We start from the raw sequence: 26,429 nt of genomic DNA on the forward strand, positions 1-26,429 counted from the left end.
AGGGCCGCTGTTTGCGGCGCTTGCATTGTGAATTGCGTGTTTCTATAGTGTGCACAAGTGGGAAAAAGTGGTTTGTAGTGGTTATTTGTGGTTTTCAGGTCCCCAGAGACGGTGTAAATGAGCAATTTTCTCGGCAGTCATGCCATCAATATGGATGCAAAGGGTCGCTTGGCGATCCCTACCAAGGTGCGCGAAGGCCTCGCGCAGGCCTGTGGTGGGCGCATTGTATTGACGGCGAACGCCGATGAAGAGCGCTGTCTGCTGGTTTATCCGGAGCCAGAGTGGGAGATCCTCCGCCCCAAAATTGAAGCACTTCCCAATATGAATAAAGCGGCACGGCGTCTTCAGCGCCTGCTGCTGGGTAATGCTGCGCCCATGGAGATGGATTCTGCAGGGCGCATTCTCGTGCCGCCCACGCTGCGCAGCTACGCCCACCTTGAGAAAAAGTTGATGCTCATCGGGCAAGGTAAAAAACTGGAGCTTTGGAGTGAAGAGCGCTGGTTTGCATGGCTTGATGAATCCTCTGGTGATGAAGATATGCCGCCTGAGATGGAGGCGCTTTCCCTATGACCACTGATCGCAGTCAGGAGGTCGGAGCAGAGTTTTCGCATCGCTCAGTCCTTCTGGACTCGGCGGTCGACTATCTGGTCAGCGATCCCGATGGCAAGTATGTAGATGGCACCTTTGGCAGGGGCGGTCACAGCCAGCTCATTCTCGGGCGCCTGGGTGTGTCTGGCCAGTTGCTGGGTATCGACAAAGATCCTGAGGCCATCACTGTAGCGGAAGAGCTGGCTGCAGATGATTCGCGATTCGGATATTTCCATGGTTCCTTTGCTGAGCTCAGTCGCGCGGTGTCCGAGGCGGGCTGGGGGCAGGTTGATGGCGTGCTGATGGATCTGGGAGTGTCTTCGCCGCAGCTTGACGATGCATCAAGGGGCTTCAGCTTTATGCGTGATGGCCCGCTTGATATGCGCATGAATCCGCTGCAGTCGCCTAGTGCGGCTGAGTGGCTGACATACGCAGAAGAGCACGATATCGCGAATGTTATCTTTCGCTACGGTGAGGAGCGGTTTTCCCGTCGCATCGCCCGCCTGATTGTTGAACGTCGCAAAGAAGCGCCGATCGAAACAACGCTCCAGCTGGCTGCGCTGGTCAGCGAAGCGGTACCGAAAAAAGAAAAACACAAACATCCGGCAACCCGCACTTTTCAGGCGGTTCGCATTTTTATCAATCGCGAGCTCGAAGACCTGGAAGCAGGGCTGCAGGCGTCCGTTGATCGGCTTGCGCCGGGTGGCAGGCTGGTTGTCATTAGTTTTCATTCTCTGGAAGACCGGCTGGTGAAGCGTTTTATGCGGGATCTCGCTCGCGGCCCAAGGATGCCCAAAGGCATACCTGTGACGGCAGAGCAGGAAGCCTCGGATTTTCGGTTAATTGGCAAGGCCAGCAAGGCCGGTGCCGGTGAAGTCAGTGAGAATGTTCGTGCCCGCAGCGCTGTTATGCGGGTTTTGGAGCGTATCGATAAAAATCAGACATCGCAGGGGAGCGCGTAAATATGGGCGCCGTAACCATAGAGCCGACGGTAAAGCCGGCCAAGCTGAATAAAGAAAAAGTTCGCGAGGGTGTTGTTGCCGCCGTCCGGATTTCGCGGAGTGTTTTTAAAGCCACGCGGCAGAAGCGGGTTCTGGTATCGCTGGTTCTGGCTGCACTGCTTGTGGGTTCATCGATTGGCGTCGTTATTGGCGCCCATGAGAACCGCACGCTGTTCAATACGCTGTCCCAGCTTCAGGCAGAACGTGACAGTTTTCAGGCGGAGTGGAGTCAATTGCTGTTGGAGCAAAGCTCGATTGGTAGCCATGGGCGCGTGGAGAAGCTTGCAGCAGAGCGCTTCAACATGGTGGCTCCGGGGCGCCAGGACATTGTGCTGGTGCCTTTGATGTCACCGTTGGCGTCCCGGTAATTCACGATAATCACAATCGCAGGGTGATCTGATTGTCCACTCAGGAATCAGCAAGAACATTTGGCCAGAGAGTGGCGGCAGGCTTGAAAGCCTGGCGCTTCGGTTCTGTGCTGGGCGTTTTCCTGGTGGTTGTGTTGGCGCTTGGTTGGCGCTTGGTTGACTTGCATGTTGTCGACAACGATTTCCTGCGCAAGCAGGGTGATGTTCGCACTATTCGTGTAGAAACCATCGATGCCCACCGTGGAGTGGTCACCGACCGGTATGGTGAGCCTCTGGCAGTGAGCACTCCGGTGCAGACGCTGTGGGCCAACCCTTCAGAGACAGACCCTGCTGAACCGCGGTTGGCTAACCTGGCGCGGGTTCTGGACATCAGCGAGGCAAGGCTGCGTGAGCGTCTTGCAACATACGCCGGTCGAGAATTCATTTATCTGCGTAGAAAAGTCCAGCCCGGATTGGCTGCAAAAGTCATGGAGCTGGATATTCCGGGCATTTATACGCGCCAGGAATACCGCCGTTATTACCCGGCGGGCGAGGTAACGGCGCATGTTGTGGGGTTTACCAATATAGACGAACGCGGCCAGGAAGGCATGGAGCTGGCTTACAACGACTGGCTGTCTGGTGAGTCTGGTCGCAAACGTGTGCTGAAGGACAACCGCGGACGAATTATCAAGGATCTGACGCTCATCCGGGATGCGGCCCCCGGCCACAACCTTGAGCTCAGCATAGATCTGCGCTTGCAATACTTGGCATATCGCGAGTTGAAAGCTGTAGTCAGTGCCCATGACGCCCACGGCGGCACTCTCGTCATGCTGGATGTTGAGACAGGCGAGGTGCTCGCGATGGTCAATCAGGGCTCTTATAACCCAAATGACCGCAGCCAGTTTGCACCGGAAAACCTACGCAACAAAGCTATCACCGATCTGTTTGAGCCCGGCTCTACCATGAAGCCGATCTCGATGGCTGCAGCGCTTGAATCCGGGCAGTACTCTACAAACGCAACGATTGATACATCGCCCGGTTATCGGCGTTTTGGCAGGTTTACGATTCGCGATTATCGGAATTACGGCGTCATTAGCCTAACCGACATTATCGTTAAATCCAGCAACGTTGGTATCAGCAAAATTGCTACAGAGTTGGGTGGTGACACGATTCGTAATCTTTACGCCCGACTCGGATTTGGTCAGCCAACCGGTATTGGCTTCCCGGGTGAGGCTGTGGGTGTGTTGCCAGCACGGCCGAAGTGGCGCGCTTCTGAAGAGGCAACACTGTCCTACGGTTACGGGATGAGTGTGAATGCGCTTCAGTTGGCTCAGGCCTACATGGTAATTGCCAATGGTGGGGTGCGGTACCCGCTGAGTCTGATGAAGTTGAATGAAAAGCCGGTTGGCGAGAGGGTGCTCTCCGAGCAGGTAACCAGCGACGTAAGAACCATGCTGGGAGAAGTGGTTTCCAGGGGATCTGGTAAGCGTGCCCAGCCAGGCTTCTACAGCGCCGGGGGCAAAACCGGAACGGTTCACCTGGTCGGCGCCCAAGGTTATGAAGATAGCCAGTACAAGGCAATCTTTGCCGGCATGGCGCCAATTGATAATCCGAGAATTGTAACCGTTGTAGCGGTGGATGCGCCCCAGTCTGGCGAATACTACGGGGGCGAAGTGGCCGCGCCGGTCTTTTCGCGGGTGATGAGTGACGCCCTTCGGCTGCTTAATGTGAAGCCGGAGCTCGAAGTCGGCACTGCAGGCTTGCAAGCAGGAAAGACAGGGGATAGGGGATAAGCCTATGAGCATGACATCTCTCAGCACCTTGTTGCAGGGCATTGTTTCAGTGCCTTCGGTTTTTGACGTAACGATTCATGGTTTGCAAACCGATAGCCGTGAAATCAGTTCGGGCGATGCATTTGTGGCCTTGGCTGGCGCTGCGACCTTGGCGAACCAGTACGTCGACAAAGCCATAGCCGCCGGAGCGACCGTTGTGCTCCTGGAGTCAGATAAAGAGTTGGAATGCTCGGAGCACCACGGCGCCCTGATTGTCCCGGTTGTTGGGCTCAAGCAGCTGACAGGCAAAATTGCGGCCCGCTTTTACGAGCATCCTTCGCGCAGGCTGCGGTTGATAGGTGTTACCGGTACCAACGGAAAGACCTCGGTTAGCCATTACGTGGCCCAGCTGCTGAGTCAGGCCGGTACGCCCTGCGGCATCCTGGGCACCCTGGGTTATGGCATGCCGGGTGCTCTAAAGAAATCCACACACACCACGCCAGACGTTGTTCAGATCAATCGGGCATTGTCGGGAATTATTGCCAAAGGCGGCCGTGCGGCGGCCATGGAAGTGTCATCCCATGGCTTGGATCAGGGGCGTGTGGATGGTCTGACCATAACGGCAGCTGTCTTTACCAACCTGACGCGGGATCATCTTGACTACCATGGTTCCATGGAAGCATACGGAGCAACCAAGGCACGGCTGTTTGAACGTGAGGACGTGCATTTTTCGGTGATCAATTTTGATGATCCTTTCGGTCGTCAACTATACGAAAAGCTCGAAGGTAAGTGTGATCGTGTTCGTTATAGCCTTCACGAATCCGAGATGGAACTGTGGTTGAAAGACTTCCACCCAACGGACGACGGCTTTGATGCAATAGTCGACGGCGAGTGGGGGCGTTTTGAGTTCTCGGCGCCTCTTATGGGCAGCTTCAACGCCAGTAATGTGCTCGCAGCAATTGCAACCGTTATGACGCTGGGTGTGCCGGTAGAGCAGGTTCAGCGGGCGGTGGAGCAACTGACGCCGCCTCCCGGCCGACTGGAACGATTCTCCGGCGCAGACGGAGTTCGTGCCGTCGTGGATTACGCCCATACGCCGGATGCCCTGGCGAACGCTCTGGCTGCGCTGCGGCCGCACGTAACCGGCAGGCTGATTTGTGTGTTCGGGTGCGGAGGCGACCGGGACAGTGGAAAACGGCCGGAAATGGCGAAGGAAGCCGAAAAGTGCGCGGATGTCATCGTCGTGACGGACGACAACCCACGAACAGAAAGCCCGGTGGCGATTGTGCAGGATATTCTGCCTGGCTTCTCCCGCCCGGACTCCGCAACGGTGATTCACGACCGGGCGGAAGCGATTCGCTTCGCTATCAATATGGCCGGGCAAGAAGACCTTGTCCTTATCGCGGGTAAAGGTCACGAATCCTGGCAGGAGATCGCCGGTCAGAAGCTTCCGTTCAGCGACGCAGCCCAGGTTCGCCATTGGCTGAAGCTCGAAGGAGGTGTCGCATGATGCGTGCCTTCGCTCTTTCCGAGGCGTTGCGCTTCACGGACGCCACCTGTGCAGCTTATGGGCTGGACGCCGTCCGATTCGATCGTGTGTCCACGGATACGCGGGCTTTGAAGCTAGGCGATCTGTTTGTTGCTCTGCGCGGTGAGAATTTTGATGGCCACAAGTTTTTGTCGACCGCACAGGAGCTAGGGGCGTGTGCCGCGGTGGTTGATGCATTTGATAGCAGCCTCGATATACCTCAGTTGGTCGTGGTCAACACCGTTCAGGCACTGGCCGATCTTGCCGCGGGCAACCGGGGCGAGAGTGATGCGAAGCTGATTGCCATCACCGGTAGCAGTGGTAAAACCACCGTGAAAGAGCTGACTGCCGCCATTCTGGTACGTATGGGCGAGACCCTTGCGACCCGCGGCAACCTGAACAATCACATTGGTGTGCCGCTGACTCTGTTTGGCCTGAAACCGGCACACCACTATGGCGTTATCGAATTGGGTGCCAGCGGGCTTGGTGAAATTGCCCACACTGTGGCAATCACAAAGCCTCAGGTCGTGATTCTCACGAACGCGGGCCAGGCGCACCTGGAAGGGTTTGGCAGTTACGAAAATATTGTTCAGGCCAAGGGCGAGATTATTGAAGGTGTTACCGAAAACGGCCTGGTGGTTCTGAACCGGGACGATCCTGCCTTCGATCAGTGGCTTGCCCGTGCTGGCAAGCGTCGGGTTGTCAGTGTCAGCCGTTTTGGTCACCCGGATGCGGATTACCGCGCTGATACCAAACGACAGTCCACCCGGAAGCCTCAAATTGCGGTTGCAGGGCCTGACAGCTGGTCTTGCACGTTCAATCTGTCTTTGGAAGGCGAACACAATATAACCAACGCGCTGTTAGCAATTGCGGCCACCCGGGAATTGGGCGCGCCGGATACAGCCATTGTTGAGGGCCTGGCTGAAGTTCAGCCGGTGAGCGGGCGCCTGCAAGTAATTAACCTTCCGGGCGCGGTGTCGGTGATTGATGACAGCTACAACGCTAATCCCGCTTCCATGAAGGCGGCATTGAGTGTTCTCGTGACACGTGAAGGCAAGCGCATTGCGGTTTTGGGTGGCATGGGCGAGCTCGGGCCCACTGCTCGTGAGCTGCACAGTGAAATTGGCGCTTTTGCCTTCGAACTGGGTATTGAGCGCCTTCTGACGGTGGGTGTTGGTTGCGAAGGTTATGCCGACGGTTTTGGTGAAGCGACTGAGATGTATCAAACACACGACGAGGCCGTCAACGCCATCGTTCGCACTATTGAACCGCCTACGACCGTGTTGGTGAAAGGATCCAGAAGTGCCGCCATGGACCTCGTGGTGGAAGGGATTAAAAACAAGGTGAATAACGCATGCTGCTCTGGCTGACAGAGGTTCTATCACAATATTTCTCGGCGCTGACGGTGTTTCAGTACCTCACCGTGCGCGGGATTCTGGGAACATTGACTGCACTCCTGATCTCGCTGGTTATCGGGCCGTTGATGATCCGCAAGCTGAGTCAGTACCAGATTGGCCAGGCGATCCGTGATGATGGACCGCAGACTCACCTTAGCAAAGCAGGCACCCCAACCATGGGGGGAGCTCTGATTCTGGTATCTATCGGTATCACCACATTACTGTGGGCGGACCTATCCAATCGTTATGTGTGGGTTACCTTGCTGGTGACACTACTGTTTGGTGCGGTTGGCTGGGTTGATGATTACCGCAAAGTAGTTGAGCGCAACCCTCGCGGCCTGCCTGCGCGCTGGAAGTATTTCTGGCAATCGCTGATTGGCGCTGCTGCCGCCATCGTGCTGTATTTCAGCTCCGCGCTGCCTCAGGAAACTTCGCTGTATCTTCCGTTTGTCAAAAACGTGTCGCTGACCCTCGGGCCAGTGCTCTTCATTCTGTTGACGTATTTTGTGATCGTCGGTAGCAGTAACGCGGTGAACCTGACAGACGGTCTGGATGGCCTCGCAATCATGCCTACGGTGATGGTAGCCGGCGCTCTCGGTATTTTTGCTTACGTATCCGGCAACGTTCAGTTCGCCAACTATCTGTTGATTCCACACTTGCCTGGAACCGGCGAACTCATTGTGTTTTGCGGGGCACTGGTTGGCGCCGGGCTGGGTTTTCTCTGGTTCAACACCTATCCCGCTCAGGTGTTCATGGGCGACGTAGGCGCACTTGCACTGGGTGCAGCCCTGGGCGTGGTGGCGGTGATCGTGCGCCAGGAAATCATTCTTTTCATCATGGGCGGCGTGTTCGTGATGGAGACAGTGTCAGTGATTCTGCAGGTGGCTTCCTTCCGGCTGACCGGTCGCCGGATTTTCCGGATGGCGCCATTGCACCACCATTTTGAACTCAAAGGTTGGCCCGAACCGCGAGTGATTGTGCGCTTCTGGGTGATCACTGTAATTCTCGTTCTGATTGGCCTGGCCAGTCTGAAGTTGCGATAGGAAACCGGACTGATTATGAGTGTCATCACGTCAGATCGTCGCACCTTAATAGTAGGGCTCGGTAAAACCGGGCTCTCCTGCGTGCGCTATCTGTCTGCCCAAGGGCGTGAAATTGCGGTGGCTGATAGCCGCGAAGCGCCTCCGGGGTTGAATGACCTGCGTGCCGGGTGGCCGGATGTTCCTGTCTATCTGGGTCAGTTTGACCAGGAACTGTTTGCCGGTTTTAACGAGTTGATTGTTAGCCCCGGTATTAGCGTAGCTGAGCCGGCCATCGCCCGGGCGGCTGAGCAAGGCGCGTGGATCCGGGGCGATATTGATCTGTTTGCAGAGGCTGCGGATGCGCCTGTGGTGGCCATAACCGGCTCTAACGGTAAAACCACTGTCACTACCTTGCTGGGCGAAATGGCCCGGGCTGCCGGTCGCAGAGTTGAAGTTGGCGGAAATATTGGTACTCCGGCGCTGGATTTGCTTGGCCGGGGCGCTGATTTGTATGTGCTTGAACTCTCGAGTTTTCAGCTGGAAACCACTGCGGAGCTGAATGCGCTGGCGGCAACGGTGCTGAACGTCAGTGACGATCATCTGGATCGTTATCCGGACAAGTTGGCGTATTTTCAGGCCAAACAGAGAATTTTCCGTGGGTGCAAAAATGCCATTGTGAATCTGGACGATGCTCTGAGTACACCCATGGCACGGGACAATCTGCGCTTTAGCTGTTTCGGATTCCATCGGGTCAATCCGCAAACGTTCAGCACCCGGGAAGATGACCAGGGCCTCTGGGTAACGTTCGGGTTCGATAACATTTTGAATGCCAGCGAGCTCAAGTTGATGGGTAGGCACAACCTGAGCAACGTCATGGCAGCGCTGGCGCTGGGCCAGGCAGCCGGATTACCAATGGATGCCATGCAGAAGGCAGCCCGTGAATTTGGTGGATTACCGCATCGATGCGAGTTCATACGCCGGTTCAACGGTGTCGATTATATCAACGACTCCAAAGGTACGAATGTCGGAGCCACCGTAGCAGCGATAGAAAGTCTGGCCCCTGAGGGCGACAGACAAATCGTTCTGATCGCAGGCGGCGAAGGCAAAGGCGCAGAATTTTCGGCGTTGACAGGGCCAATCGGAACCGGATGCAGGGCAGTCGTACTGATCGGAGCTGACGCGGATCGCATTGCTGAGACTCTGGGGCCGAATCCGCCGGTCTTCCGGGCCGCCTCTTTGGCGGAAGCCGTGAAAAAGTCTGAAGCGCTTGCTTTGGAAGGAGACAGGGTTCTGTTTTCTCCTGCCTGCGCAAGCTTCGATATGTTCCGGGATTATATTGATCGCGGTGATCAATTCCGCACGCTGGTGCAGTCGCTCGGGGAGGTGCTGTGATGCAGGCAGGACTATCGGCAGCACCCGCACGGACTCAGTGGGTGGGTGAAATACAGCCCCTGGCCGTTCTTGTGATCACTTCGATTGCTCTGTTGATCATCGGCGTTGTGATGATTTCTTCCGCCTCTATGGATATGGCTGTCGAGGTGATGGGCAATGGTTATCACTATGTCATTCGCCAGCTTATATTCGCCGCCATGGGCTGCATGCTTGCACTGGTTGCGGTCAACGTCCCGGTGGCCTGGTGGGAGCGCAGTGGCTGGTTATTGCTTGGTATCGGTTTGCTGGTTCTGGTTCTGGTTCTTACTCCTATGGGCCGCACGGTTAATGGATCCACTCGCTGGATTCCGTTTGGGTTGTTCAACGTGCAGGTTTCGGAAGTGGCAAAGCTTTGTCTGATTGCCTATCTGGCGGGGTACGTCGTCCGTCGGCGCGATGAATTACTGAATACCTGGGCGGGTTTTCTGAAGCCTTTGGCGGTTCTGGGCGTGGCATCTGTGCTGTTGGTTATCCAGCCAGACTTCGGAGCCACGGTGGTTCTTGTTACCGCTGCCGCAGGCATGATTTTCCTTAGTGGCGTTCGCTTGAGCAGGTTTGTGCCATTGATTGCGACGCTGGTGGTGATCGGCGCCGTTTTGATTCTGACCCAGCCTTACCGCTTGAAGCGCGTAGTAAGTTATCTCGACCCCTGGAAAGATCAGTTTGATACCGGCTATCAGCTAACCCAGTCGCTAATCGCGTTCGGGCGCGGTGAGTGGGGTGGTGTTGGCTTGGGTAACTCGATACAGAAGCTGTTTTTCTTACCCGAAGCGCACACCGATTTTATCTTCGCGATTATCGCGGAAGAGTTCGGGTTGTTGGGTTCATTGATCGTGCTTGGGCTGTTTACCGTGCTGGTTGTAACCGGTTTTGTAATTGCCCGCCGCGCCGAGAAGGCGCATATGCCGTTTGGTGCCTGCTTCGCCTACGGCATTACGCTGCTGATCGGGCTGCAGGCCGGTATCAATATGGCGGTCAGCACCGGATTGCTGCCCACCAAGGGACTGACCTTGCCTTTGGTGAGCTACGGCGGCTCCAGCCTGATGATCAGCTGCGTTTGTATCGGGATTCTGGCAAGGGTTGAGATGGAACGGCTCGACAAGGAAAAACAGGCTACGGAAAAGACCGGTTCCCGTAAGCGGGTAGGAGCGCGTTATGACTGAGCCGCGCCGGTTTTTGATGATGGCGGGAGGTACCGGAGGCCACGTGTTCCCGGCACTTGCTACTGCTCGGGCGCTTGAAGCGAAGGGGCATGAGTTGTACTGGCTGGGGGCCATGGGAGGCATGGAGGAGAGGTTGATTGCTGACACGGGCATTCCGCTGTCGCTTATTCACATCTCCGGGCTCAGGGGAAAAGGCAAGCTCGCACTGATACTGGCGCCATTCCGCCTGATGCGAGCATTGGTCGAAGCATTCACCATCATGCGTCGTATCCGCCCGGACTGCGTGGTTGGCATGGGTGGTTTTGTGACAGGCCCCGGCGGTTTGGCCGCATGGCTGACCCAAACGCCCCTGGTCATTCACGAGCAGAACGCCGTTGCAGGAATGACCAATCGTATTCTGGTCCGGTTTTCGAAAACTGTGCTGGAAGCCTTTCCCGGAAGTTTTGGGAAGGACGTTATTACCCGGTGCACAGGCAATCCGGTGCGCGAAGATCTTGCAACTCTGCCAGAACCGGAGCAGAGAATGGCCGGGCGTTCAAGCGAACACGGTGAGCAGAACAACCCGCTGCGTATTCTGGTGGTGGGCGGCAGTCTGGGAGCTCAGGTGTTCAACCAGCAGCTGCCAGAAGCCTTGGCAATGCTGCCCGAACAGAAGCGGCCGCAGGTTCGCCATCAGTGCGGTGAAACGCACCTCGAAGCCGCGCGTGCTTCTTACGAGCAGCACGGTGTCGATGCCGATGTGGAGCCGTTCATTAAAGATATGGCAGAGGCCTACAGCTGGGCGGATATCGTGTTATGCCGAGCCGGTGCACTGACGGTTTCAGAACTGTGTGCGGCAGGCATTGGTGCAGTGTTGGTGCCATTTCCCCACGCGGTAGACGACCACCAAACGAAAAACGGCCAGCAAATGGTGAATGCCGGTGCGGCCGTGCTGATACCACAGTCACAGCTTACGCCGACGGTACTCGCTGAGACCCTGGGTGACCTTGCGGACAATCGCGCCCGGGTTATGGATATGGCAAAGGCTGCACGCACGCTGGCTCGCCCCGATGCAACGGAAAGAGTCGTAAATTATTGTCTGGAGGCCGCAAATGGTTGATGCAACCAGCCCGCCGCTTGTTTTTCAGGTGCCGGAAATGCGCCGGATTCGCCACATTCATTTTGTGGGTATCGGCGGCGCCGGTATGAGTGGTATTGCTGAAGTCCTGAAAAATCAGGGCTATGAAGTGTCTGGCTCAGACCTGAAAGAAGGTCTTGTTACAGGCCGCCTCAAGGCCATGGGTATTGAGGTTCAGATCGGCCACCGGGAGGAGAACAGCGCCAAAGCCGACGTGGTTGTAGTGTCCTCGGCTGTAGGTTCCGAAAATCCCGAGGTGGTTTCGGCCCGCAATCGGCGGGTGCCCATCGTGCCTCGTGCTGAGATGCTGGCGGAGATTATGCGCTACCGCCATGGCATTGCCGTGGCCGGAACCCATGGGAAAACTACCACCACCAGCCTGATTGCTTCAGTGTTTGGTGAAGCAGGGCTTGATCCGACCTTTGTGATTGGCGGCAAATTGAACAGCGCGGGCACCAACGCCAAGCTGGGTGGTTCTCGCTATCTGGTGGCAGAAGCAGATGAGAGTGATGCGTCGTTTCTCCACCTGACGCCGGTGATCTCGGTGGTCACGAACATCGAAGCCGACCACATGGATACCTACGACGGCGACGTTGAAAAGCTCAAGCAGACCTTTGTGGACTTTCTCCACAACCTGCCGTTTTACGGCGTGGCAGTGATGTGCGTCGACGATGATTATGTACAGGAAATTATTCCGCGTATCGCCCGCGCAATCATTACCTACGGCATCGACAACCCTGACGCCGATTATCGCGCCGAGAACATCGTAACAGACGGTCTGAGGACCCATTTTGTTGTGAAACGCCCCGGTGGACGAAGCGACCTGACGGTCGAGTTGAAGATGCCCGGGCGCCACAACGTATTGAACGCACTTGCGGTGATTGCAGTGGCTACCGATGAAGGCGTTGCCGACGAAGCCATTTGCCGGGGCCTGGCAGCTTTCGCGGGTGTTGGGCGGCGTTTTCAGGTCAATGGGGATTACCAAACGCCCAAGGGCACAGTCACTTTGGTGGATGACTATGGCCACCACCCGACTGAGGTCGAGGCTGTGATTCGTGCAGCACACGATGCCTGGCCGGGGCGGCGGCTTGTGATGTTGTACCAACCACACAGATTCACCCGTACTCGCGATCTGTATGAGGATTTTGTGCGGGTTTTGTCCGAGGTCGATGGCTTGTTGCTGATGGATGTCTACTCCGCTGGTGAACCAGCAATTCCTGGCGCAGACGGCCGTGCTTTGTGTCGCAGCATAAGGCGGCGCGGCAAAGTGGAACCTGTATTCGTAGACGATAACCGCAAGATTGAGAGCTTGTTGGAAAGCGTGCTTCAGGACGGTGACCTTTTGATTACACAGGGTGCAGGCGACATCGGTGGTGTAGCGAGTCGGCTGGCAGCAGCAGGAGTGATTGCAGGTGAGTGATATGCAGCATCCCGGGATACAAGCGTATCAGGCCGAACCGGAATTGGTTCGGGCACTGGGGCGTGTGGCTGTTTTTATGGGCGGAGACTCTGCTGAGCGCGATGTTTCCCTTAAAAGCGGCAAGGCGGTTCTTGCTGCCCTGGTCTCCGCCGGCGTTGATGCGTTTGGCATGGATATTCAGGGCTGCCTCTTGAAAACCGTCGAAAACCCCGCGTTTGATCGGGTCTTTATAGCGTTGCACGGTCGTGGCGGGGAAGACGGAACTTTGCAGGCGATCCTGTCTCAGGCAGGCATTCCATTTACCGGCAGTGAAGTTATGGCCTCTGCACTGGCGATGGACAAGCTGCGCACAAAGTACGTGTTCGCGGGCTGCGGCTTGCCGACACCGAAATTCAGAACCATGACATCTGTAGAGGACGCCGAACAGATTGTCCGGGAATTGCGCCCGCCACTGAGCGTCAAGCCTTCCCGTGAAGGTTCAAGCATCGGCATCCGCAAGGTGAACACCGTTGCCGAACTGGCTGAGGCATACGAAGCCGCAACAGCGCTGGATACCCTGGTGCTGATTGAAGAATGGATTGAAGGCCCGGAGTTCACTGTCAGCCTGCTGCAGGACGCTGCACTTCCGGCAATAGGGCTGAGCACGGATCACGTGTTCTACGACTATGACGCAAAATATCTGGCGGACGACACCCGTTACAGAATTCCCTGTGGCCTGTCGCCACAGGATGAAGTGAAGTTACAGAACCTCGCTCTGGAGGCTTTTCGGGTAGTGGGCTGCCGCACTTGGGGCCGTGTAGACATCATGCAGGATGCACAAGGTGAATTCTGGCTGCTGGAAGTAAATACGGTACCGGGCATGACCGATCACAGCCTGGTGCCTATGTCTGCGAAAGCGGCCGGTATCAGCTTTGAAGAGTTGGTTGTAAGGATTCTTCACGACACGCTGGAGGGGGGCAATGCTTGAAACACTGCTGATCCGGAGCCGGGCGATACCGTCCGACCCTCCCCGGCGCCGGGGAGCAACCTCCCTCGGACCGGAAAAGGACCGGTTTGGTGTGTTGAGAGCGGTTCTGGCAGCGGTGCCTTGGCTTCAGGCAGGTATGGGCATTGCGATTCTGTTTGCAGCGGGTCTGGTGCCTTGGGCAGCCGGCAAAGTGCTGGGGGCCATGGACCAGCAAATACTGGCAATTGATGTGAACGGTGAGTTTGTCGGAGACAGCCGCGTAGCTATTGAACGTCAGGCGGGGAACTGGATAGGCAAGAGCTATTTCTCCACCGATCTCTCGGACATCAAGGCCGATATCGAGAAGCGGCCCTGGGTTGAGACCGTTGCGGTACGCCGGGTATGGCCGGATCGCCTGGAAATCAACATCCGGGAGAAAAAGCCGCTGGCCTACTGGACCGACGGTCGCCTGGTCAGCCGCACCGGCGAGTTGTTTATGCCGCCCAATCCCGACGTGGCCGGGCGTTTGCCGCGGCTTTCGGGGCCAGATGAGCGTGTCCGTGATGTGATCAGTATGGCGCGGACCATGAGTGACAAGTTGGTAGGGCATGGCCTGGGATTTTCCGGGCTGACACTGGAGCGGCGAGGGGCCTGGACTCTTCGTCTCTCGAATGGAATTGAAGTAGTGCTCGGCCGGGATCAGGTCGCAAAGCGCTTTGAACGTTTTATAACGGTTTACGAAAACCGGCTTATATCACGGTCGGACGAAGTTAGCCGGGTAGATGCCCGCTACACGAATGGTGTAGCGGTTCAGTGGAAGCCAGCACAGGCTGCTTCCGGCCCGAAAACATAGAAACAGTAAATTCAGACCTACGGTTTGGTGGAACACATGTCATCGGTTGAAACGGAAAACATGATTGTCGGCCTCGATATCGGAACCTCAAAGGTGGTTGCGATTGTCGGCAAGCGCAAGATGGACGGAACCATTGAGGTGGTGGGTATTGGTTCCCACCCGTCCCGGGGGCTGAAGCGGGGCGTGGTGGTCAATATTGAAACCACGGTTCAGGCAATCCAGCGTGCAGTGGAAGAGGCCGAGTTGATGGCGGGTTGCCGCATTCACTCCGTGTACGCGGGGATCGCCGGCAGCCACATCAAAAGCCTCAACTCCCACGGCATCGTTGCGATCCGCGACCGGGAAGTGACTCAGGCGGACATCGACCGGGTTATCGATGCGGCACAGGCGGTTGCCATTCCTGCAGATCAGAAAATCCTTCACATTTTGCCGCAGGAATTTGTGATCGATAACCAGGAAGGGATCAAGGAGCCCATGGGCATGTCCGGTGTGCGCCTGGAGGCGAAGGTGCATCTGGTGACCTGTGCCGTCAACGCAGCCCAGAACATTGAAAAATGCATTCGCCGCTGCGGTCTCGAGGCCGACGACATCATTCTGGAGCAACTGGCATCCAGCCACGCGATCCTCACCGAGGATGAAAAGGAACTGGGCGTCTGCGTTGTGGACATGGGTGGTGGTACCACAGACATCGCTGTATTTACTGGCGGAGCTATTCGCCACACAGCGGTTATTCCCATTGCTGGCGACCAGGTTACCAATGACATTGCCATGGCTCTGCGCACGCCTACGCAGAACGCCGAAGAGATCAAGATCAAATACGCCTGCGCCCTGACGCAACTGGCTGGCGCTGACGAAACTATCAAGGTTCCGAGCGTTGGTGACCGCGCGCCCCGTGATCTTTCGCGGCAGGCGCTGGCGGAGGTTGTTGAGCCGCGCTACGAGGAGTTGTTCACCCTCGTGCAGTCGGAGCTGCGCCGCTCAGGTTTTGAGGATCTGGTTCCGGCGGGCATCGTTATTACAGGCGGCGCCTCCACCATGGAAGGCGTAGTGGAGCTGGCTGAAGAAATCTTCCATATGCCGGTACGGCTGGCGTGTCCGCACGCAGTCTCCGGCATGACAGAAGTTGTTAATAACCCCATCTACGCCACCGGCGTCGGGTTATTGATTCATGGTTTCCGGCAGATGGATCTTGGCCGGGCACCCGTGCTCAAGGGTGAAGATGCACCCTCGCTGTTTGAGCGCATGAAGGCCTGGTTCACCGGTCATTTCTGACGGTTCCGGGAAGGCAGTAAACGAAGGTATCTCGAAAATACACTCTTGAATAAACAGCCTGGAAAAAGGCTGAAAACAGCACGAAGGAGAAGGGGAATGTTTGAACTAGTCGATAATGTCCAACAGAACGCTGTCATTAAGGTAATTGGTGTTGGCGGCGGCGGCGGTAATGCCGTGCGCCACATGCTGAACAGTGACATTGAGGGTGTGGATTTCATCTGCGCCAACACAGACGCCCAGGCACTGGCTGGTATGGACGCCCGTCAGATTATTCAGCTGGGTGGTAACATCACGAAAGGGCTGGGAGCAGGAGCAAACCCGGAGATCGGTCGTCAGTCCGCTCTTGAAGATCGCGATCGTATCGCCGAAGCCATCAAAGGCGCGGATATGGTGTTTATAACCGCCGGCATGGGGGGCGGTACAGGCACAGGTGCAGCACCGGTAGTTGCAGAAGTTGCGCGGGAAATGGGCATACTGACCGTTGCCGTGGTTACCAAGCCTTTCAATTTTGAAGGCGGCAAACGCATGAGCCTGGCCGACGTGGGGCTCAAAGAGCTCGAAGAATGCGTTGACTCGCTGATCACCATACCCAATGAAAAGCTGCTTGCTGTTCTTGGTAAAAAGACCAGCTTGCTGGACGCCTTCGCTGCTGCGAATGATGTCCTGCTCGGCGCTGTTCAGGGTATTGCTGACCTGATTACCCGTAACGGCATGATCAACGTCGACTTCGCTGACGTTAAGACGGTTATGTCCGAGATGGGTATGGCCATGATGGGTACAGCGACCGCGACTGGCGAGAACCGCGCACGGGAAGCTGCAGAAGCCGCCATTCGAAGCCCTCTGCTGGAAGACGTCAACCTGCAGGGTGCCAAGGGTATTCTGGTCAATATCACTGCCGGTATGGACTTGAATCTGGGCGAATTCTCGGAAGTTGGCGACATTGTGCGTGAGTTTGCATCTGACTCCGCTACGGTTGTAGTAGGTACCGTTATCGATCCGGAAATGACCGAAGAGCTGAAGGTAACTGTTGTTGCTACCGGCCTTGGGGGGGATCGCGAAAAGCCGACCAAAGTCGTGGATAACACCCGTACTCTGGATGGCAAGACGGATTACAACCAGCTGGACCGTCCTGCAATCTTGCGTCGTCGTGCGGTATCACATGGTAATGTGGCGATTGATCAGAGCAAAGAAAGCGAAGAGCAAGGCGTGGACTATCTCGATATTCCCGCATTCCTTCGCAGGCAGGCTGACTGATAATCTGTTGCAATTGACGTCCGGTAAGGGTTCACCTTTGAATGGTCAGGCCCCAGAACCGGATAAAAGCGCTGACAGCCAGGGGCCGGTGTTGCATGAATTTCAGGCAATATCAGGTGGGGCAAATGGTACTCAGTCTTATTTTTTGATATTCTGCGCCCAGATTTTTGTTTGGAATATCGCCATTTTTACGGAATAACGAACTGATGATCAGACAACGGACACTTAAAAACACGATCCGTGCTACCGGCATCGGGCTGCACTCGGGGGAAAAGGTTTACCTTACCCTGAAGCCCGCACCGGTAGATTCAGGAATCATTTTCCGCCGCACCGATCTTGACCCGGTTGTCGAGATTCTGGCTTGCGCTGAAAATGTGGGTGAGACCATGCTGTCAACGACGCTGGTAAAAGACGGTGTTCGTGTGGCGACGATAGAGCATTTGCTATCCGCCATGGCTGGTCTCGGTATCGATAACTGTTACGTTGAGTTGAGTGCTGCAGAAGTGCCGATCATGGACGGTTCTGCCGGCCCGTTCGTCTTTCTGCTGCAGTCTGCTGGCATTGCCGAGCAGGAAGCTGCCAAGCGATTCATTCGCATCAAACGGGAAGTCACTATTGAAGAAGGCGACAAGAAGGCTACCTTCCTGCCGTTTGAAGGCTTCAAAGTGAGCTTTGGCATCGACTTTGATCATCCTGTGTTCAAAGGCCGTGCCCAGACCGCGACCGTCGATTTTTCAAGTACGTCTTTCGTGAAGGAAGTCAGCCGCGCACGGACTTTCGGGTTCATGCGTGATATTGAAAAGCTGCGTGCGATGAATCTGGCGTTGGGTGGCAGTGTGGATAACGCCATTGTGGTAGACGACTACAAGATTCTGAACGAGGACGGTCTTCGTTATGAGGATGAGTTCGTCAAGCACAAAGTGCTGGATGCAATCGGGGATCTGTACCTGTTAGGCAATAGCCTGATTGGTGAGTTCCGTGGCATCAAGTCCGGTCACGACCTGAATAATAAGCTGCTGCGCAAGCTCAGGGCCGAGGAGGATGCATGGGAAGTGGTTACTTTTGATAATGAAGAAACCGCGCCTATCTCCTACATGAAACCTGTGCTGGCGGTGCCGGCTTAAGGCTGGATGCCTTAATCCCGCACGTGGCTTGCGAGTTTTTCGAGAACCTCGCGTAGTTTTTTATCCTTCGTGTGCCCGGCTTCCTCTTTGAGGAGTCGGGCATTTTCTTTACTCAGAGGTATTTTTTTCGCCGGTGGTTTTTCATTAAACCTTGGCGGCACCACTTTTACCTTGAGCTTCCAGACAAAACGGAACAGCTCGTTTTCACGAAGTTTTTCCATGATCTCGTGCTGGCGGAAACGAATCTGGCTGGCGTTTCCTGCACTCTCCGCAGATAAGGTGAGCTCTCCCTCGTGGCAACAAACAAAACGGGTGCCAGTCACAAGCGCAGGTGGTAATGAGGCCATAACCTGTTCTTCCGCTTGATGGTGTATATCCGCTTTTGCCACCAGTTCTCGAAGAACCGGTGTTCTTCCGAGATTGCTGAAGGTCATTTTTTGATCATTTTTTCGCTTCATAAGGCGTTTTCTTCTCGACGGCCACGATAACGATTGGTTACACTTCAGCACGTTTTGTTCGTAGTGCCAGCGCTGCTCTTGTTTTACCTTGTTGTAATTGAGCATGTCTACCGGGCGCTGCGATTTATCAGTACGTAGTTGTTGTCAAGGATGGCAGACCCACTCGGAACATTCAGGACTGCAACACTACAGGACACGGTTGCAGCTCATTGATGAAACCAGAAGATAATATGAATATCATTCTTGTAGGCAAGAGCCATGGCAAGTCCCGTGTGCTGGCGCTGAATGGCACGGTTGTCTTTGCATTGGCGCTTGCCATCGCTGCATTGGTTGCAGCAGCAGGCTGGGGCGGATACAGCGTGGCGGTAAGCCAGGCAGAAGCCGTTGAGCCTTCAGATTCCGAACTCGTGGCAGAGTGGCAGAGCAAACTTGGCGAACAAAAAGCAGAGCTTGCTGGGCTGCAGCAGAATGTACAGTATCAGGTAGATGCTCTGACACTGCGCCTTGGAGAAATTCAGGGCCGCTTGCTGCGCCTTGATGCTCTGGGCCAGCGCTTTGTAGAGTCCGGCCTGGTTGCCAGTGATGAATTTGATTTCAACCAACCGGCAGCGGTTGGTGGCCCCGAAGAATCACTGCCTGCAGATTCCTTCTCGGCACCCGAGTTGACGCGGATGATCGACGAGCTGGAGCACAAGATGCAGGACCGCGAGCAACAGCTGCGGCTGCTGGATCAGGTCTCCTCCCGGCAGAAGCTGGAAGACGAGTTGTACCTGGAAGGCCGCCCGATCACTTGGGGCTGGCTATCCTCTCGTTATGGTTACCGTTCCGATCCGTTTACCGGAAAGCGTACCTGGCATGCTGGCGTCGATCTTGCGGGGAAGGAAGGTAGCGACATCATCTCTGTAGCGGGTGGCGTTGTATCCTACGCAGATGAGCGTTATGGCTATGGCAATCTGGTAGAGATTGATCATGGTGATGGCCTGATTACCCGTTACGCTCACTGCAAAACGATCAAGGTTAATGTGGGTGATGTAATTCAGAAGGGGCAGGTGTTGGCGTTGATGGGGAGCACTGGTCGCTCCACAGGCCCACACGTGCACTTTGAAGTTATTCGTAATGGAAAAAGCGAGAATCCGGAAACTTACATCAAGAGAGCTAGCCGCTAGGATTTCAGGCTTTGCCTGTTGTTTTCTTTATTCCCGTCCGTTTCATCAGGTTCGTTACCCACCGGTATTTGGCTCAGGATAGCCTCGTAATCCTGGCTATGTGAGCCCTGCCTTTTGTACTGTTACAAAATAAGGTTAGAATGCCGGCTTCCTCCGTTTAATCAAAGAAGTAGTGGTCTATGTTCTCAAAGTTTGCAACCAAGATGTTCGGCAGTAAAAATGCCAGAGAAATCAAGAGAATGCGCAAAACAGCCTTGCGTGTTAATGAGCTTGAGGAGCAGTTTGGTAATCTGGCGGACTCCGAGTTGCAGGGCAAGACGGCGGAGTTCCGTCGCAGGCTCGATGAAGGTGAGAGCCTGGACGCGCTTTTGCCCGAGGCTTTTGCGACGGTACGTGAGGCTGGGCGGCGCGTTATGGGCATGCGCCACTACGATGTGCAGCTGGTTGGCGGTATTACCCTGCATGAGGGTCGGATTGCGGAGATGAAGACCGGTGAAGGCAAAACCCTGGTCGCGACTGCTGCTGTATATCTCAACGCCTTGCCTGGAAAAGGCGTGCACGTTGTAACCGTTAACGATTATCTGGCCAGCCGTGATGCCGAGTGGATGGGCAAACTGTATCGTTTCCTTGGTATGCAGGTAGGTGTGGTCGTTGCCGGTCAGGCACCGGAGGAAAAGCGAGCTGCGTACCAGGCCGACATTACCTACGGCACGAACAATGAATTTGGTTTTGACTACCTGCGTGACAACATGGCATTCAGCACCGATGACAAGGTGCAGCGTGGTCTTCACTATGCGATTGTGGATGAAGTCGATTCGATCCTTATCGACGAAGCCCGTACCCCTCTGATTATCTCTGGCGCCGCCGAAGACAGCTCGAAAGCTTACCTGGCTATTAACGAGCTGATCCCCAGCCTGCAAAAAGGTGAGGTCAGTGAGGAGGGTGAGTCCTCCGGTGACTTCACCATTGATGAAAAGTCGCGCCAGGTCGAACTTACCGAGGCGGGCCATGAGCGGGTTGAAGAACTGCTGCTGAGCCGCCAGCTTCTGGAGGAAGGCGAGAGTCTATACTCCGCAGCAAACCTCAGCCTGCTGCATCATGTGCACTCTGCGCTCCGAGCCCATCACCTGTTCCAGAAAGATGTGGATTACATTGTTCAGGGCGGCCAGGTTGTTATAGTTGATGAACATACCGGCCGCACTATGCCGGGCAGGCGCTGGAGTGAGGGCCTGCACCAGGCGATGGAAGCCAAAGAAGGCTTGAAAATCCAGGCCGAAAGCCAGACTCTGGCCTCGACGACCTTCCAGAACTATTTCAGGCTTTATGAAAAGCTTGCCGGTATGACCGGTACCGCTGATACCGAAGCTTTCGAATTCCGGCAGATTTACGGCCTTGATGTGGTGGTCATACCGCCCAACAAGCCTATCCAACGAGTTGATTTCAACGACCTTGTTTACCTGACACAGGATGAAAAATTCCACGCCATCATTGATGAGATCAAGGATGTGACGGGTGAGGGGCGGCCAATCCTTGTAGGCACGGCGTCTATCGAGGCATCTGAGCTGCTTTCCATGCTGCTGAAAAAGGCGCGTATAGAGCACAAGATTCTCAACGCCAAGCAGCACGAATCGGAGGCGCAGATCATTGCTCAGGCCGGCCGTCCGGGTGCTGTTACCATCGCCACCAATATGGCTGGCCGGGGTACGGATATTGTACTGGGTGGCAATTGGGAGCACGAAGCTGCTGCCCTGGATAGCGCCTCTGAGGAGGAGGTTGCTCGCCTCAAGGCAGAATGGACGGAACGCCATAATCAGGTTTTGGAAGCCGGTGGCCTGCACATTGTCGGCACCGAACGCCACGAATCCCGTCGCATAGATAACCAGCTGCGCGGCCGGGCCGGGCGTCAGGGTGACCCGGGTTCTTCCCGTTTCTTCCTGTCTCTGGAAGATAACCTGATGCGGATTTTTGCGCCGGATCGGGTAAAGAGCCTGATGCAGGCCATGGGTATGAAGAAGGGTGAGGCGATTGAGCACCGCATGGTCACCAACGCCATTGAAAAGTCCCAACGCAAGGTTGAAGGCCGTAACTTCGACATGCGTAAAACACTTCTTGAGTACGATGACGTTGCTAACGACCAGCGGACTGTTATCTATGATCAGCGTAACGAGGTCATGTCCTCTGAGGACGTTTCGGAGATGGTTGATACCATCCGTGAGGACGTTGTCGATGCGTTGATCAGCGAACACATTCCACCCCAGAGTATGCCCGAGCAGTGGGATGTGACGGGGCTCGAAGCTCAGCTGCAGTCGGAGATGTCGATTGATCTGCCCATCCAGGCGTGGCTGGAAGAAGACAACAAGCTTTTCGAGGACAATCTGCGCCAGAAAATTCTGGACGAAATTGTAGGGGCATACCGGGCCAAGGAAGAAGTGGCCGGTGCCGAGTCCATGCGCAAGTTCGAAAAGCAGGTATTTTTGCAGGTTCTTGATACACTCTGGAAAGAACACCTCTCCAACATGGATCATCTGCGGCGTGGTATTCATTTGCGTGGCTACGCTCAGAAGAACCCCAAACAGGAATACAAGCGCGAAGCGTTTAATCTGTTTGAGAGCATGCTTGAAACAATGAAACGCGATGTAACCCGCGTGCTTTGCCACGTTCGGGTTCAGAGCCGGGAAGAAATGGAAGAAGTTGAGCGGCGTCGCAAGGAAGAGCTTGAGCAAGAACTTGCCAAGGCCCGCTTGCGCCACGATGAGACCAGCGCGACCGCTCAGAGTGAGGCGGAACGAGCGGGCAACAGTGGCGGTGGAGATTCCCGGCAAACCATGCCCGAAACCTTCGTGCGACAGGAGCGTAAGGTGGGCCGCAACGAGCCTTGCCCATGCGGATCCGGTAAAAAGTTCAAGCAGTGTTGCGGTAAGGTGAGCTGACCACGTTGCGTTGACAGAAAATAGAGTACGGAGCCCGCAATCGACCAGTTGAATGGCTGACTGCGGGCTTTTCGTTTTCAGGCCTATTTATTTCAGAATCAGAAGGAGTGGCAGGATGGCGGTTGGACCAGGAACCTTACCAGAATTTTTCCCGGTAGCAGGTGTCAGGCTGGGCATTGCCAGCGCAGGTATCAAAAAGCCCGGACGTAAAGATGTGGTGGTGTTTGAGCTTGCACCGGGTAGCCGGGTAGCCGGCCTGTTCACCCGTAACCAGTTCTGTGCTGCACCGGTTACCCTGAGCCGCAAGCACCTTGCTGAGAAAGCACCGCGTTACCTTCTGATTAACACAGGAAATGCCAACGCCGGTACTGGCAAACGTGGCATGGACGATGCGCTTGCCTGCTGCCAGGCGCTGGCGCAGCAGGCGGGTGTCAGCGCTGCCGAAGTGCTGCCATTCTCGACCGGCGTGATTGGTGAGCCTTTACCGGTTCAGAAAATCGTCAGTGCTCTGCCGAAGGCACTGGCCAGCGCCGGGGATAATCGCTGGGCGGAAGCCGCAAACGGCATCATGACAACGGACACACGCCCAAAGGGCGCATCGGCCCAGGTCGATCTGGGTGGGCACACGGTCACCATTTCCGGTATCAGCAAAGGCGCGGGTATGATTCGCCCCAACATGGCTACCATGCTGGGCTTTATCGCCACCGACGCCCTGATTGCGCCGGACGCGCTGCAGGCATTGGCATCGGAGCTTGGGGAACAGTCGTTCAATCGCATCACCATAGATGGAGACACTTCCACCAACGATGCCTGCACGCTGATAGCCAGCGGCCAGTATGGTGGTCCTGAAATTACTCTGGAAAGTCCGCATCTGCCGCTTCTTCGGGATGCGCTGAGGGACATCTATCTGGATCTCGCTCACGCCATTGTGCGAGACGGTGAGGGCGCGACCAAGTTTGTCACGATTCATGTCAGTGGCGCGGCGGTTCAGCAAGAAGCGCTTGATGTGGCGTATGCGGTAGCCCATTCGCCTCTGGTGAAAACGGCTCTGTTTGCATCGGATCCTAACTGGGGTCGGATTCTTGCCGCCGTTGGGCGAGCTGGTGTTGCTGACCTGGATGTCAATGCACTGGAAATTCATCTTGGGGATGTATGTCTCGTGAGGGATGGCGGCCGCGCCGACGATTATTCCGAGGAACGAGGGCAGGCGGTGATGGATCAGGAAGAGATCACCATCGCCATAAACCTGAAACGGGGTGATACAAGTGAAACGGTCTGGACCTGCGATTTTTCTCACGATTATGTCACCATCAACGCAGACTACCGCAGCTAAGCATGGCCATGGCGGAAAACGAAGTCCGGGAAATTCATGTCGCGGTCGGTGTTATTTTCCGCGGGGGGCGCGTGCTTATCGCCCGCCGGCCGGATCATGTTCATCAGGGCGGCTTGTTGGAGTTTCCGGGCGGCAAAGTTGAGTCGGAAGAAACGGTGCAGGCTGCACTCACCCGTGAGATTGCCGAAGAGACAGGTTTAGAGATACCACCGGGCACATTGTGGCCTGTGATCGGTATCCGCCACGATTACGGCGACAAGCGGGTGTTTCTGGATGTCTGGAGAACAGATCAGGCGCAAGGTGAAGCCCACGGCCGTGAAGGGCAGCCCATAGAATGGATGAGCCCTGAGAGTCTGCGGGACGAAGACTTTCCGGCAGCAAACCGACCGATTATCCGGGCGCTGCAATTGCCTTCTTTGTTGGCAATAACCGGTGATATTGGCCCTGATGAAATTGGCATTGAGCAACTGCGCGAGGCGCTTGTGCGATTGCCAGCAAGTGATCGCTCACCGCTGGTGGTTCTGCGTGTGCCGGGTGTGGCCGCAGAGGTCTATGGGTCCCTGGCTGAATCTGCGTTAGAAGTGTGCGAGGCCGCTGGCGCAGGCCTTGTGCTTCACGGGTCACTTGCAGTGTTTGATGACAACCCGGATGCGGCGGGACTGCATCTACCTTGGCGAGAAGCCGAAAAACTTGAGGCGAGACCCATCCCGGACGGTGTCTGGCTCGGTGTGTCCTGTCACTCTGCTCTCCAGATAGATCATGCTGTAGCCATTGGTGCCGATTACGTGACGCTGGGCCCGGTAAATTCCACGGCAACGCATCCCGGAGCCTTGGTGTTGGGCTGGGCAACATTCCGTGATCTGGTTTCCTGTGCGCCGATACCGGTTTTCGGGCTGGGTGGGCTGGAGCCAGCTGACCTTGATGAAGTGCAACAGGCGGGCGGCCAAGGCGTGGCCGGAATCCGTTACTGGTGGCCACAAAGCTGAGCGTGATCATCATGACCGGAGCGTATCTCTGATATGCTCGCTGGCTCGTGTCTTGTTTATACCACTCTATTCTCGATCATTTATTGAATCTGAACCCCGGGAGACACCGTGAGCAAATTGACCCATCTCGACGACAAGGGCGAAGCCCGCATGGTGGACGTTACGGATAAGGCCTTAACGGAGCGTGAAGCCCGCGCAGAGGCACGTATCCACATGAAAGGTGAAACCCTCAGGATGATCACCGAAGGCGAGCATCCGAAGGGCGACGTTCTGGCAGTCGCGCGTATTGCCGGTATCATGGCGGCAAAAAGAACACACGACCTGATTCCCTTATGCCATGCCCTGAATCTGACCTCGGTGAAAGTAGAACTCACTCCAGGCGAAGATGGCGCATCGGTGCATATACTGACCTTCTGCAAACTTTCCGGCCAGACGGGCGTTGAAATGGAAGCACTGACGGCGGCCAGCGTTGCGGCACTGACGCTTTACGACATGTGCAAGGCCGTCGACAAGGGTATGGAGATCAGCGGTGTACGCTTGCTCGAGAAAAAGGGTGGGCGCAGTGGACACTGGGTTGCCGCCAATGCGTGAAGCATGATCTGCCTGGCGTTCGGGTTCGTAGACATGCTCCCGGATTACGCCTCATCGCCGGCCCATGGTAGAATGCGCCCCCCGATTTATTGAACCACGAGGAAACACTGTGGCTGTTCGTTACATCCAGACCTGTCGGTTGCCCACCCCATTCGGGGTATTCGATATGCATGGCTTTGAGGAGCCGGATACAGGGAAGGAGCATATTGCCCTTACGTTGGGGTCTCTGGATAGTGACGAACCCATGCTGGCCCGCACGCACTCCGAATGTCTCACCGGCGATGCTCTTTACAGTATGCGCTGTGATTGCGGGTATCAGCTTGAAGAAGCACTGCGCAACATTGCCCGCGAAGGGCGGGGCATTCTGATGTACCTGCGCCAGGAGGGGCGGGGCATTGGCCTGCTTAACAAAATCCGCGCCTACCATCTTCAGGATCAGGGTGCGGATACCGTGGAGGCGAATGAACGCTTAGGGTTCGCTGCAGATCTGCGTGACTACAGCATGTGCAAGGATATGCTTGAGCATCTGGGCATCAAAAGCCTGCGCCTGATGACCAACAATCCCCGTAAGGTGAAAGCGCTGACTTCTTATGGCATTGAAATTACCGAGCGTGTTCCGCTGCACGTTGGCCGTAACCCCCACAACGAACACTATCTGGACACCAAGCAGAGCAAACTTGGGCATTGGCTGGAAACCCATCAGGACGATGATCCCCAGCTGTAAATGCGG

At 55.8% G+C, this 26,429-nt stretch carries 22 protein-coding genes and 1 pseudogene; 22 read left to right on the plus strand and 1 reads right to left on the minus strand.

Going from position 1 to position 26,429, the window contains the following annotated elements:
* Positions 1-117: 117 nt before the first annotated feature.
* The 16 genes and pseudogenes from mraZ to lpxC all read left to right on the plus strand — a co-directional run bounded on the left by mraZ (position 118) and on the right by lpxC (position 18,235).
* The gene (gene mraZ, locus FFI90_RS19570) at positions 118-570 is read left to right on the plus strand and encodes a division/cell wall cluster transcriptional repressor MraZ (protein ID WP_144780444.1); all 453 of its coding nucleotides are present in this window, start codon (positions 118-120) and stop codon (positions 568-570) included.
* Complete coding sequence (rsmH, locus tag FFI90_RS19575; RefSeq protein ID WP_144780445.1) at positions 567-1,550, plus strand: 16S rRNA (cytosine(1402)-N(4))-methyltransferase RsmH; 984 nt, start codon at positions 567-569, stop codon at positions 1,548-1,550. Before mraZ ends, rsmH begins: the two co-directional genes overlap by 4 nt.
* A 2-nt stretch (positions 1,551-1,552) precedes the next feature.
* A complete protein-coding gene (ftsL, locus tag FFI90_RS19580) occupies positions 1,553-1,957 on the plus strand; it encodes a cell division protein FtsL (protein WP_144780446.1) in 405 nt (134 codons plus the stop codon).
* A 32-nt stretch (positions 1,958-1,989) separates the two neighbouring features.
* On the plus strand, positions 1,990-3,729 hold the full coding sequence (locus FFI90_RS19585; RefSeq protein ID WP_144780447.1) for a peptidoglycan D,D-transpeptidase FtsI family protein: 1,740 nt from the start codon (positions 1,990-1,992) through the stop codon (positions 3,727-3,729).
* Between the two features lie 4 nt (positions 3,730-3,733).
* Positions 3,734-5,218, plus strand: coding sequence for a UDP-N-acetylmuramoyl-L-alanyl-D-glutamate--2,6-diaminopimelate ligase (locus FFI90_RS19590; protein WP_144780448.1), 1,485 nt, complete (start codon positions 3,734-3,736; stop codon positions 5,216-5,218).
* A complete protein-coding gene (locus tag FFI90_RS19595; protein WP_144780449.1) occupies positions 5,215-6,606 on the plus strand; it encodes a UDP-N-acetylmuramoyl-tripeptide--D-alanyl-D-alanine ligase in 1,392 nt (463 codons plus the stop codon). The genes FFI90_RS19590 and FFI90_RS19595 overlap by 4 nt, the downstream gene beginning before the upstream one ends.
* On the plus strand, positions 6,591-7,676 hold the full coding sequence (gene mraY, locus FFI90_RS19600; RefSeq protein WP_144780450.1) for a phospho-N-acetylmuramoyl-pentapeptide-transferase: 1,086 nt from the start codon (positions 6,591-6,593) through the stop codon (positions 7,674-7,676). Before FFI90_RS19595 ends, mraY begins: the two co-directional genes overlap by 16 nt.
* Positions 7,677-7,691: 15 nt before the next feature.
* On the plus strand, positions 7,692-9,047 hold the full coding sequence (gene murD, locus FFI90_RS19605; protein ID WP_144780451.1) for a UDP-N-acetylmuramoyl-L-alanine--D-glutamate ligase: 1,356 nt from the start codon (positions 7,692-7,694) through the stop codon (positions 9,045-9,047).
* Entirely contained in the window at positions 9,047-10,249 is a 1,203-nt protein-coding gene (gene ftsW, locus FFI90_RS19610) for a putative lipid II flippase FtsW (RefSeq protein ID WP_144780452.1), read from the plus strand. Before murD ends, ftsW begins: the two co-directional genes overlap by 1 nt.
* Positions 10,242-11,348: an undecaprenyldiphospho-muramoylpentapeptide beta-N-acetylglucosaminyltransferase gene (gene murG, locus FFI90_RS19615; protein ID WP_144780453.1), complete on the plus strand. Its 1,107-nt coding sequence runs from the start codon at positions 10,242-10,244 to the stop codon at positions 11,346-11,348. The genes ftsW and murG overlap by 8 nt, the downstream gene beginning before the upstream one ends.
* Positions 11,341-12,786 (plus strand): UDP-N-acetylmuramate--L-alanine ligase, encoded by a 1,446-nt coding sequence (murC, locus tag FFI90_RS19620; protein WP_144780454.1) that lies wholly within the window; start codon positions 11,341-11,343, stop codon positions 12,784-12,786. The genes murG and murC overlap by 8 nt, the downstream gene beginning before the upstream one ends.
* 1 nt (position 12,787) lies before the next feature.
* Complete coding sequence (locus FFI90_RS19625; protein ID WP_144780504.1) at positions 12,788-13,753, plus strand: D-alanine--D-alanine ligase; 966 nt, start codon at positions 12,788-12,790, stop codon at positions 13,751-13,753.
* On the plus strand, positions 13,746-14,585 hold the full coding sequence (locus FFI90_RS19630; RefSeq protein ID WP_144780455.1) for a cell division protein FtsQ/DivIB: 840 nt from the start codon (positions 13,746-13,748) through the stop codon (positions 14,583-14,585). The genes FFI90_RS19625 and FFI90_RS19630 overlap by 8 nt, the downstream gene beginning before the upstream one ends.
* Positions 14,586-14,621: 36 nt before the next feature.
* Positions 14,622-15,857, plus strand: a complete 1,236-nt coding sequence (ftsA, locus tag FFI90_RS19635; RefSeq protein ID WP_144780456.1) for a cell division protein FtsA — start codon at positions 14,622-14,624, stop codon at positions 15,855-15,857.
* A gap of 96 nt (positions 15,858-15,953) precedes the next feature.
* Positions 15,954-16,995, plus strand: a pseudogene (gene ftsZ / locus FFI90_RS19640) (cell division protein FtsZ); the annotation flags it as partial.
* Positions 16,996-17,317: 322 nt separating this feature from the next.
* Entirely contained in the window at positions 17,318-18,235 is a 918-nt protein-coding gene (gene lpxC / locus FFI90_RS19645; RefSeq protein ID WP_144780458.1) for a UDP-3-O-acyl-N-acetylglucosamine deacetylase, read from the plus strand.
* Between the two features lie 11 nt (positions 18,236-18,246).
* Here the strand turns inward: lpxC and FFI90_RS19650 are convergent, their stop codons facing one another.
* Entirely contained in the window at positions 18,247-18,693 is a 447-nt protein-coding gene (locus FFI90_RS19650) for a DciA family protein (protein ID WP_144780505.1), read from the minus strand.
* Positions 18,694-18,905: 212 nt separating this feature from the next.
* Between FFI90_RS19650 and FFI90_RS19655 the strand changes: the two genes are divergently transcribed.
* The 6 genes from FFI90_RS19655 (at position 18,906) to ribA (ending at position 26,423) form a co-directional block, all read left to right on the plus strand.
* A complete protein-coding gene (locus FFI90_RS19655) occupies positions 18,906-19,859 on the plus strand; it encodes a M23 family metallopeptidase (RefSeq protein ID WP_144780459.1) in 954 nt (317 codons plus the stop codon).
* A gap of 179 nt (positions 19,860-20,038) precedes the next feature.
* Positions 20,039-22,789 carry a preprotein translocase subunit SecA gene (gene secA, locus FFI90_RS19660; protein ID WP_144780460.1) on the plus strand — a complete coding sequence of 917 codons (2,751 nt, stop codon included), beginning with the start codon at positions 20,039-20,041 and terminating at the stop codon, positions 22,787-22,789.
* Between the two features lie 115 nt (positions 22,790-22,904).
* Positions 22,905-24,122, plus strand: a complete 1,218-nt coding sequence (gene argJ, locus FFI90_RS19665; protein WP_144780461.1) for a bifunctional glutamate N-acetyltransferase/amino-acid acetyltransferase ArgJ — start codon at positions 22,905-22,907, stop codon at positions 24,120-24,122.
* A 2-nt stretch (positions 24,123-24,124) separates the two neighbouring features.
* Positions 24,125-25,108 (plus strand): Nudix family hydrolase, encoded by a 984-nt coding sequence (locus FFI90_RS19670; protein WP_144780462.1) that lies wholly within the window; start codon positions 24,125-24,127, stop codon positions 25,106-25,108.
* 108 nt (positions 25,109-25,216) lie between these two features.
* Positions 25,217-25,699, plus strand: coding sequence for a cyclic pyranopterin monophosphate synthase MoaC (gene moaC / locus FFI90_RS19675; RefSeq protein WP_144780463.1), 483 nt, complete (start codon positions 25,217-25,219; stop codon positions 25,697-25,699).
* 109 nt (positions 25,700-25,808) lie between these two features.
* Complete coding sequence (gene ribA / locus FFI90_RS19680) at positions 25,809-26,423, plus strand: GTP cyclohydrolase II (RefSeq protein WP_144780464.1); 615 nt, start codon at positions 25,809-25,811, stop codon at positions 26,421-26,423.
* Positions 26,424-26,429 lie beyond the last annotated feature (6 nt).

This window comes from Marinobacter maritimus (genome assembly GCF_007671675.1).
Taxonomy (GTDB): Bacteria; Pseudomonadota; Gammaproteobacteria; order Pseudomonadales; family Oleiphilaceae; genus Marinobacter; species Marinobacter maritimus.

Coding starts and splice junctions, on each gene's coding strand:
- argJ (WP_144780461.1), top strand. CDS start 22,905: ATGGCGGTTGGACCAGGAACCTTACCAGAATTTTTCCCGGTAGCAGGT.
- mraZ (WP_144780444.1), top strand. CDS start 118: ATGAGCAATTTTCTCGGCAGTCATGCCATCAATATGGATGCAAAGGGT.
- FFI90_RS19670 (WP_144780462.1), top strand. CDS start 24,125: ATGGCCATGGCGGAAAACGAAGTCCGGGAAATTCATGTCGCGGTCGGT.
- FFI90_RS19595 (WP_144780449.1), top strand. CDS start 5,215: ATGATGCGTGCCTTCGCTCTTTCCGAGGCGTTGCGCTTCACGGACGCC.
- FFI90_RS19630 (WP_144780455.1), top strand. CDS start 13,746: ATGCTTGAAACACTGCTGATCCGGAGCCGGGCGATACCGTCCGACCCT.
- FFI90_RS19590 (WP_144780448.1), top strand. CDS start 3,734: ATGAGCATGACATCTCTCAGCACCTTGTTGCAGGGCATTGTTTCAGTG.
- ftsW (WP_144780452.1), top strand. CDS start 9,047: ATGCAGGCAGGACTATCGGCAGCACCCGCACGGACTCAGTGGGTGGGT.
- murG (WP_144780453.1), top strand. CDS start 10,242: ATGACTGAGCCGCGCCGGTTTTTGATGATGGCGGGAGGTACCGGAGGC.
- ftsA (WP_144780456.1), top strand. CDS start 14,622: ATGTCATCGGTTGAAACGGAAAACATGATTGTCGGCCTCGATATCGGA.
- rsmH (WP_144780445.1), top strand. CDS start 567: ATGACCACTGATCGCAGTCAGGAGGTCGGAGCAGAGTTTTCGCATCGC.
- FFI90_RS19625 (WP_144780504.1), top strand. CDS start 12,788: ATGCAGCATCCCGGGATACAAGCGTATCAGGCCGAACCGGAATTGGTT.
- murC (WP_144780454.1), top strand. CDS start 11,341: ATGGTTGATGCAACCAGCCCGCCGCTTGTTTTTCAGGTGCCGGAAATG.
- FFI90_RS19650 (WP_144780505.1), bottom strand. CDS start 18,693: ATGAAGCGAAAAAATGATCAAAAAATGACCTTCAGCAATCTCGGAAGA.
- secA (WP_144780460.1), top strand. CDS start 20,039: ATGTTCTCAAAGTTTGCAACCAAGATGTTCGGCAGTAAAAATGCCAGA.
- FFI90_RS19655 (WP_144780459.1), top strand. CDS start 18,906: ATGAAACCAGAAGATAATATGAATATCATTCTTGTAGGCAAGAGCCAT.
- murD (WP_144780451.1), top strand. CDS start 7,692: ATGAGTGTCATCACGTCAGATCGTCGCACCTTAATAGTAGGGCTCGGT.
- ftsL (WP_144780446.1), top strand. CDS start 1,553: ATGGGCGCCGTAACCATAGAGCCGACGGTAAAGCCGGCCAAGCTGAAT.
- mraY (WP_144780450.1), top strand. CDS start 6,591: ATGCTGCTCTGGCTGACAGAGGTTCTATCACAATATTTCTCGGCGCTG.
- lpxC (WP_144780458.1), top strand. CDS start 17,318: ATGATCAGACAACGGACACTTAAAAACACGATCCGTGCTACCGGCATC.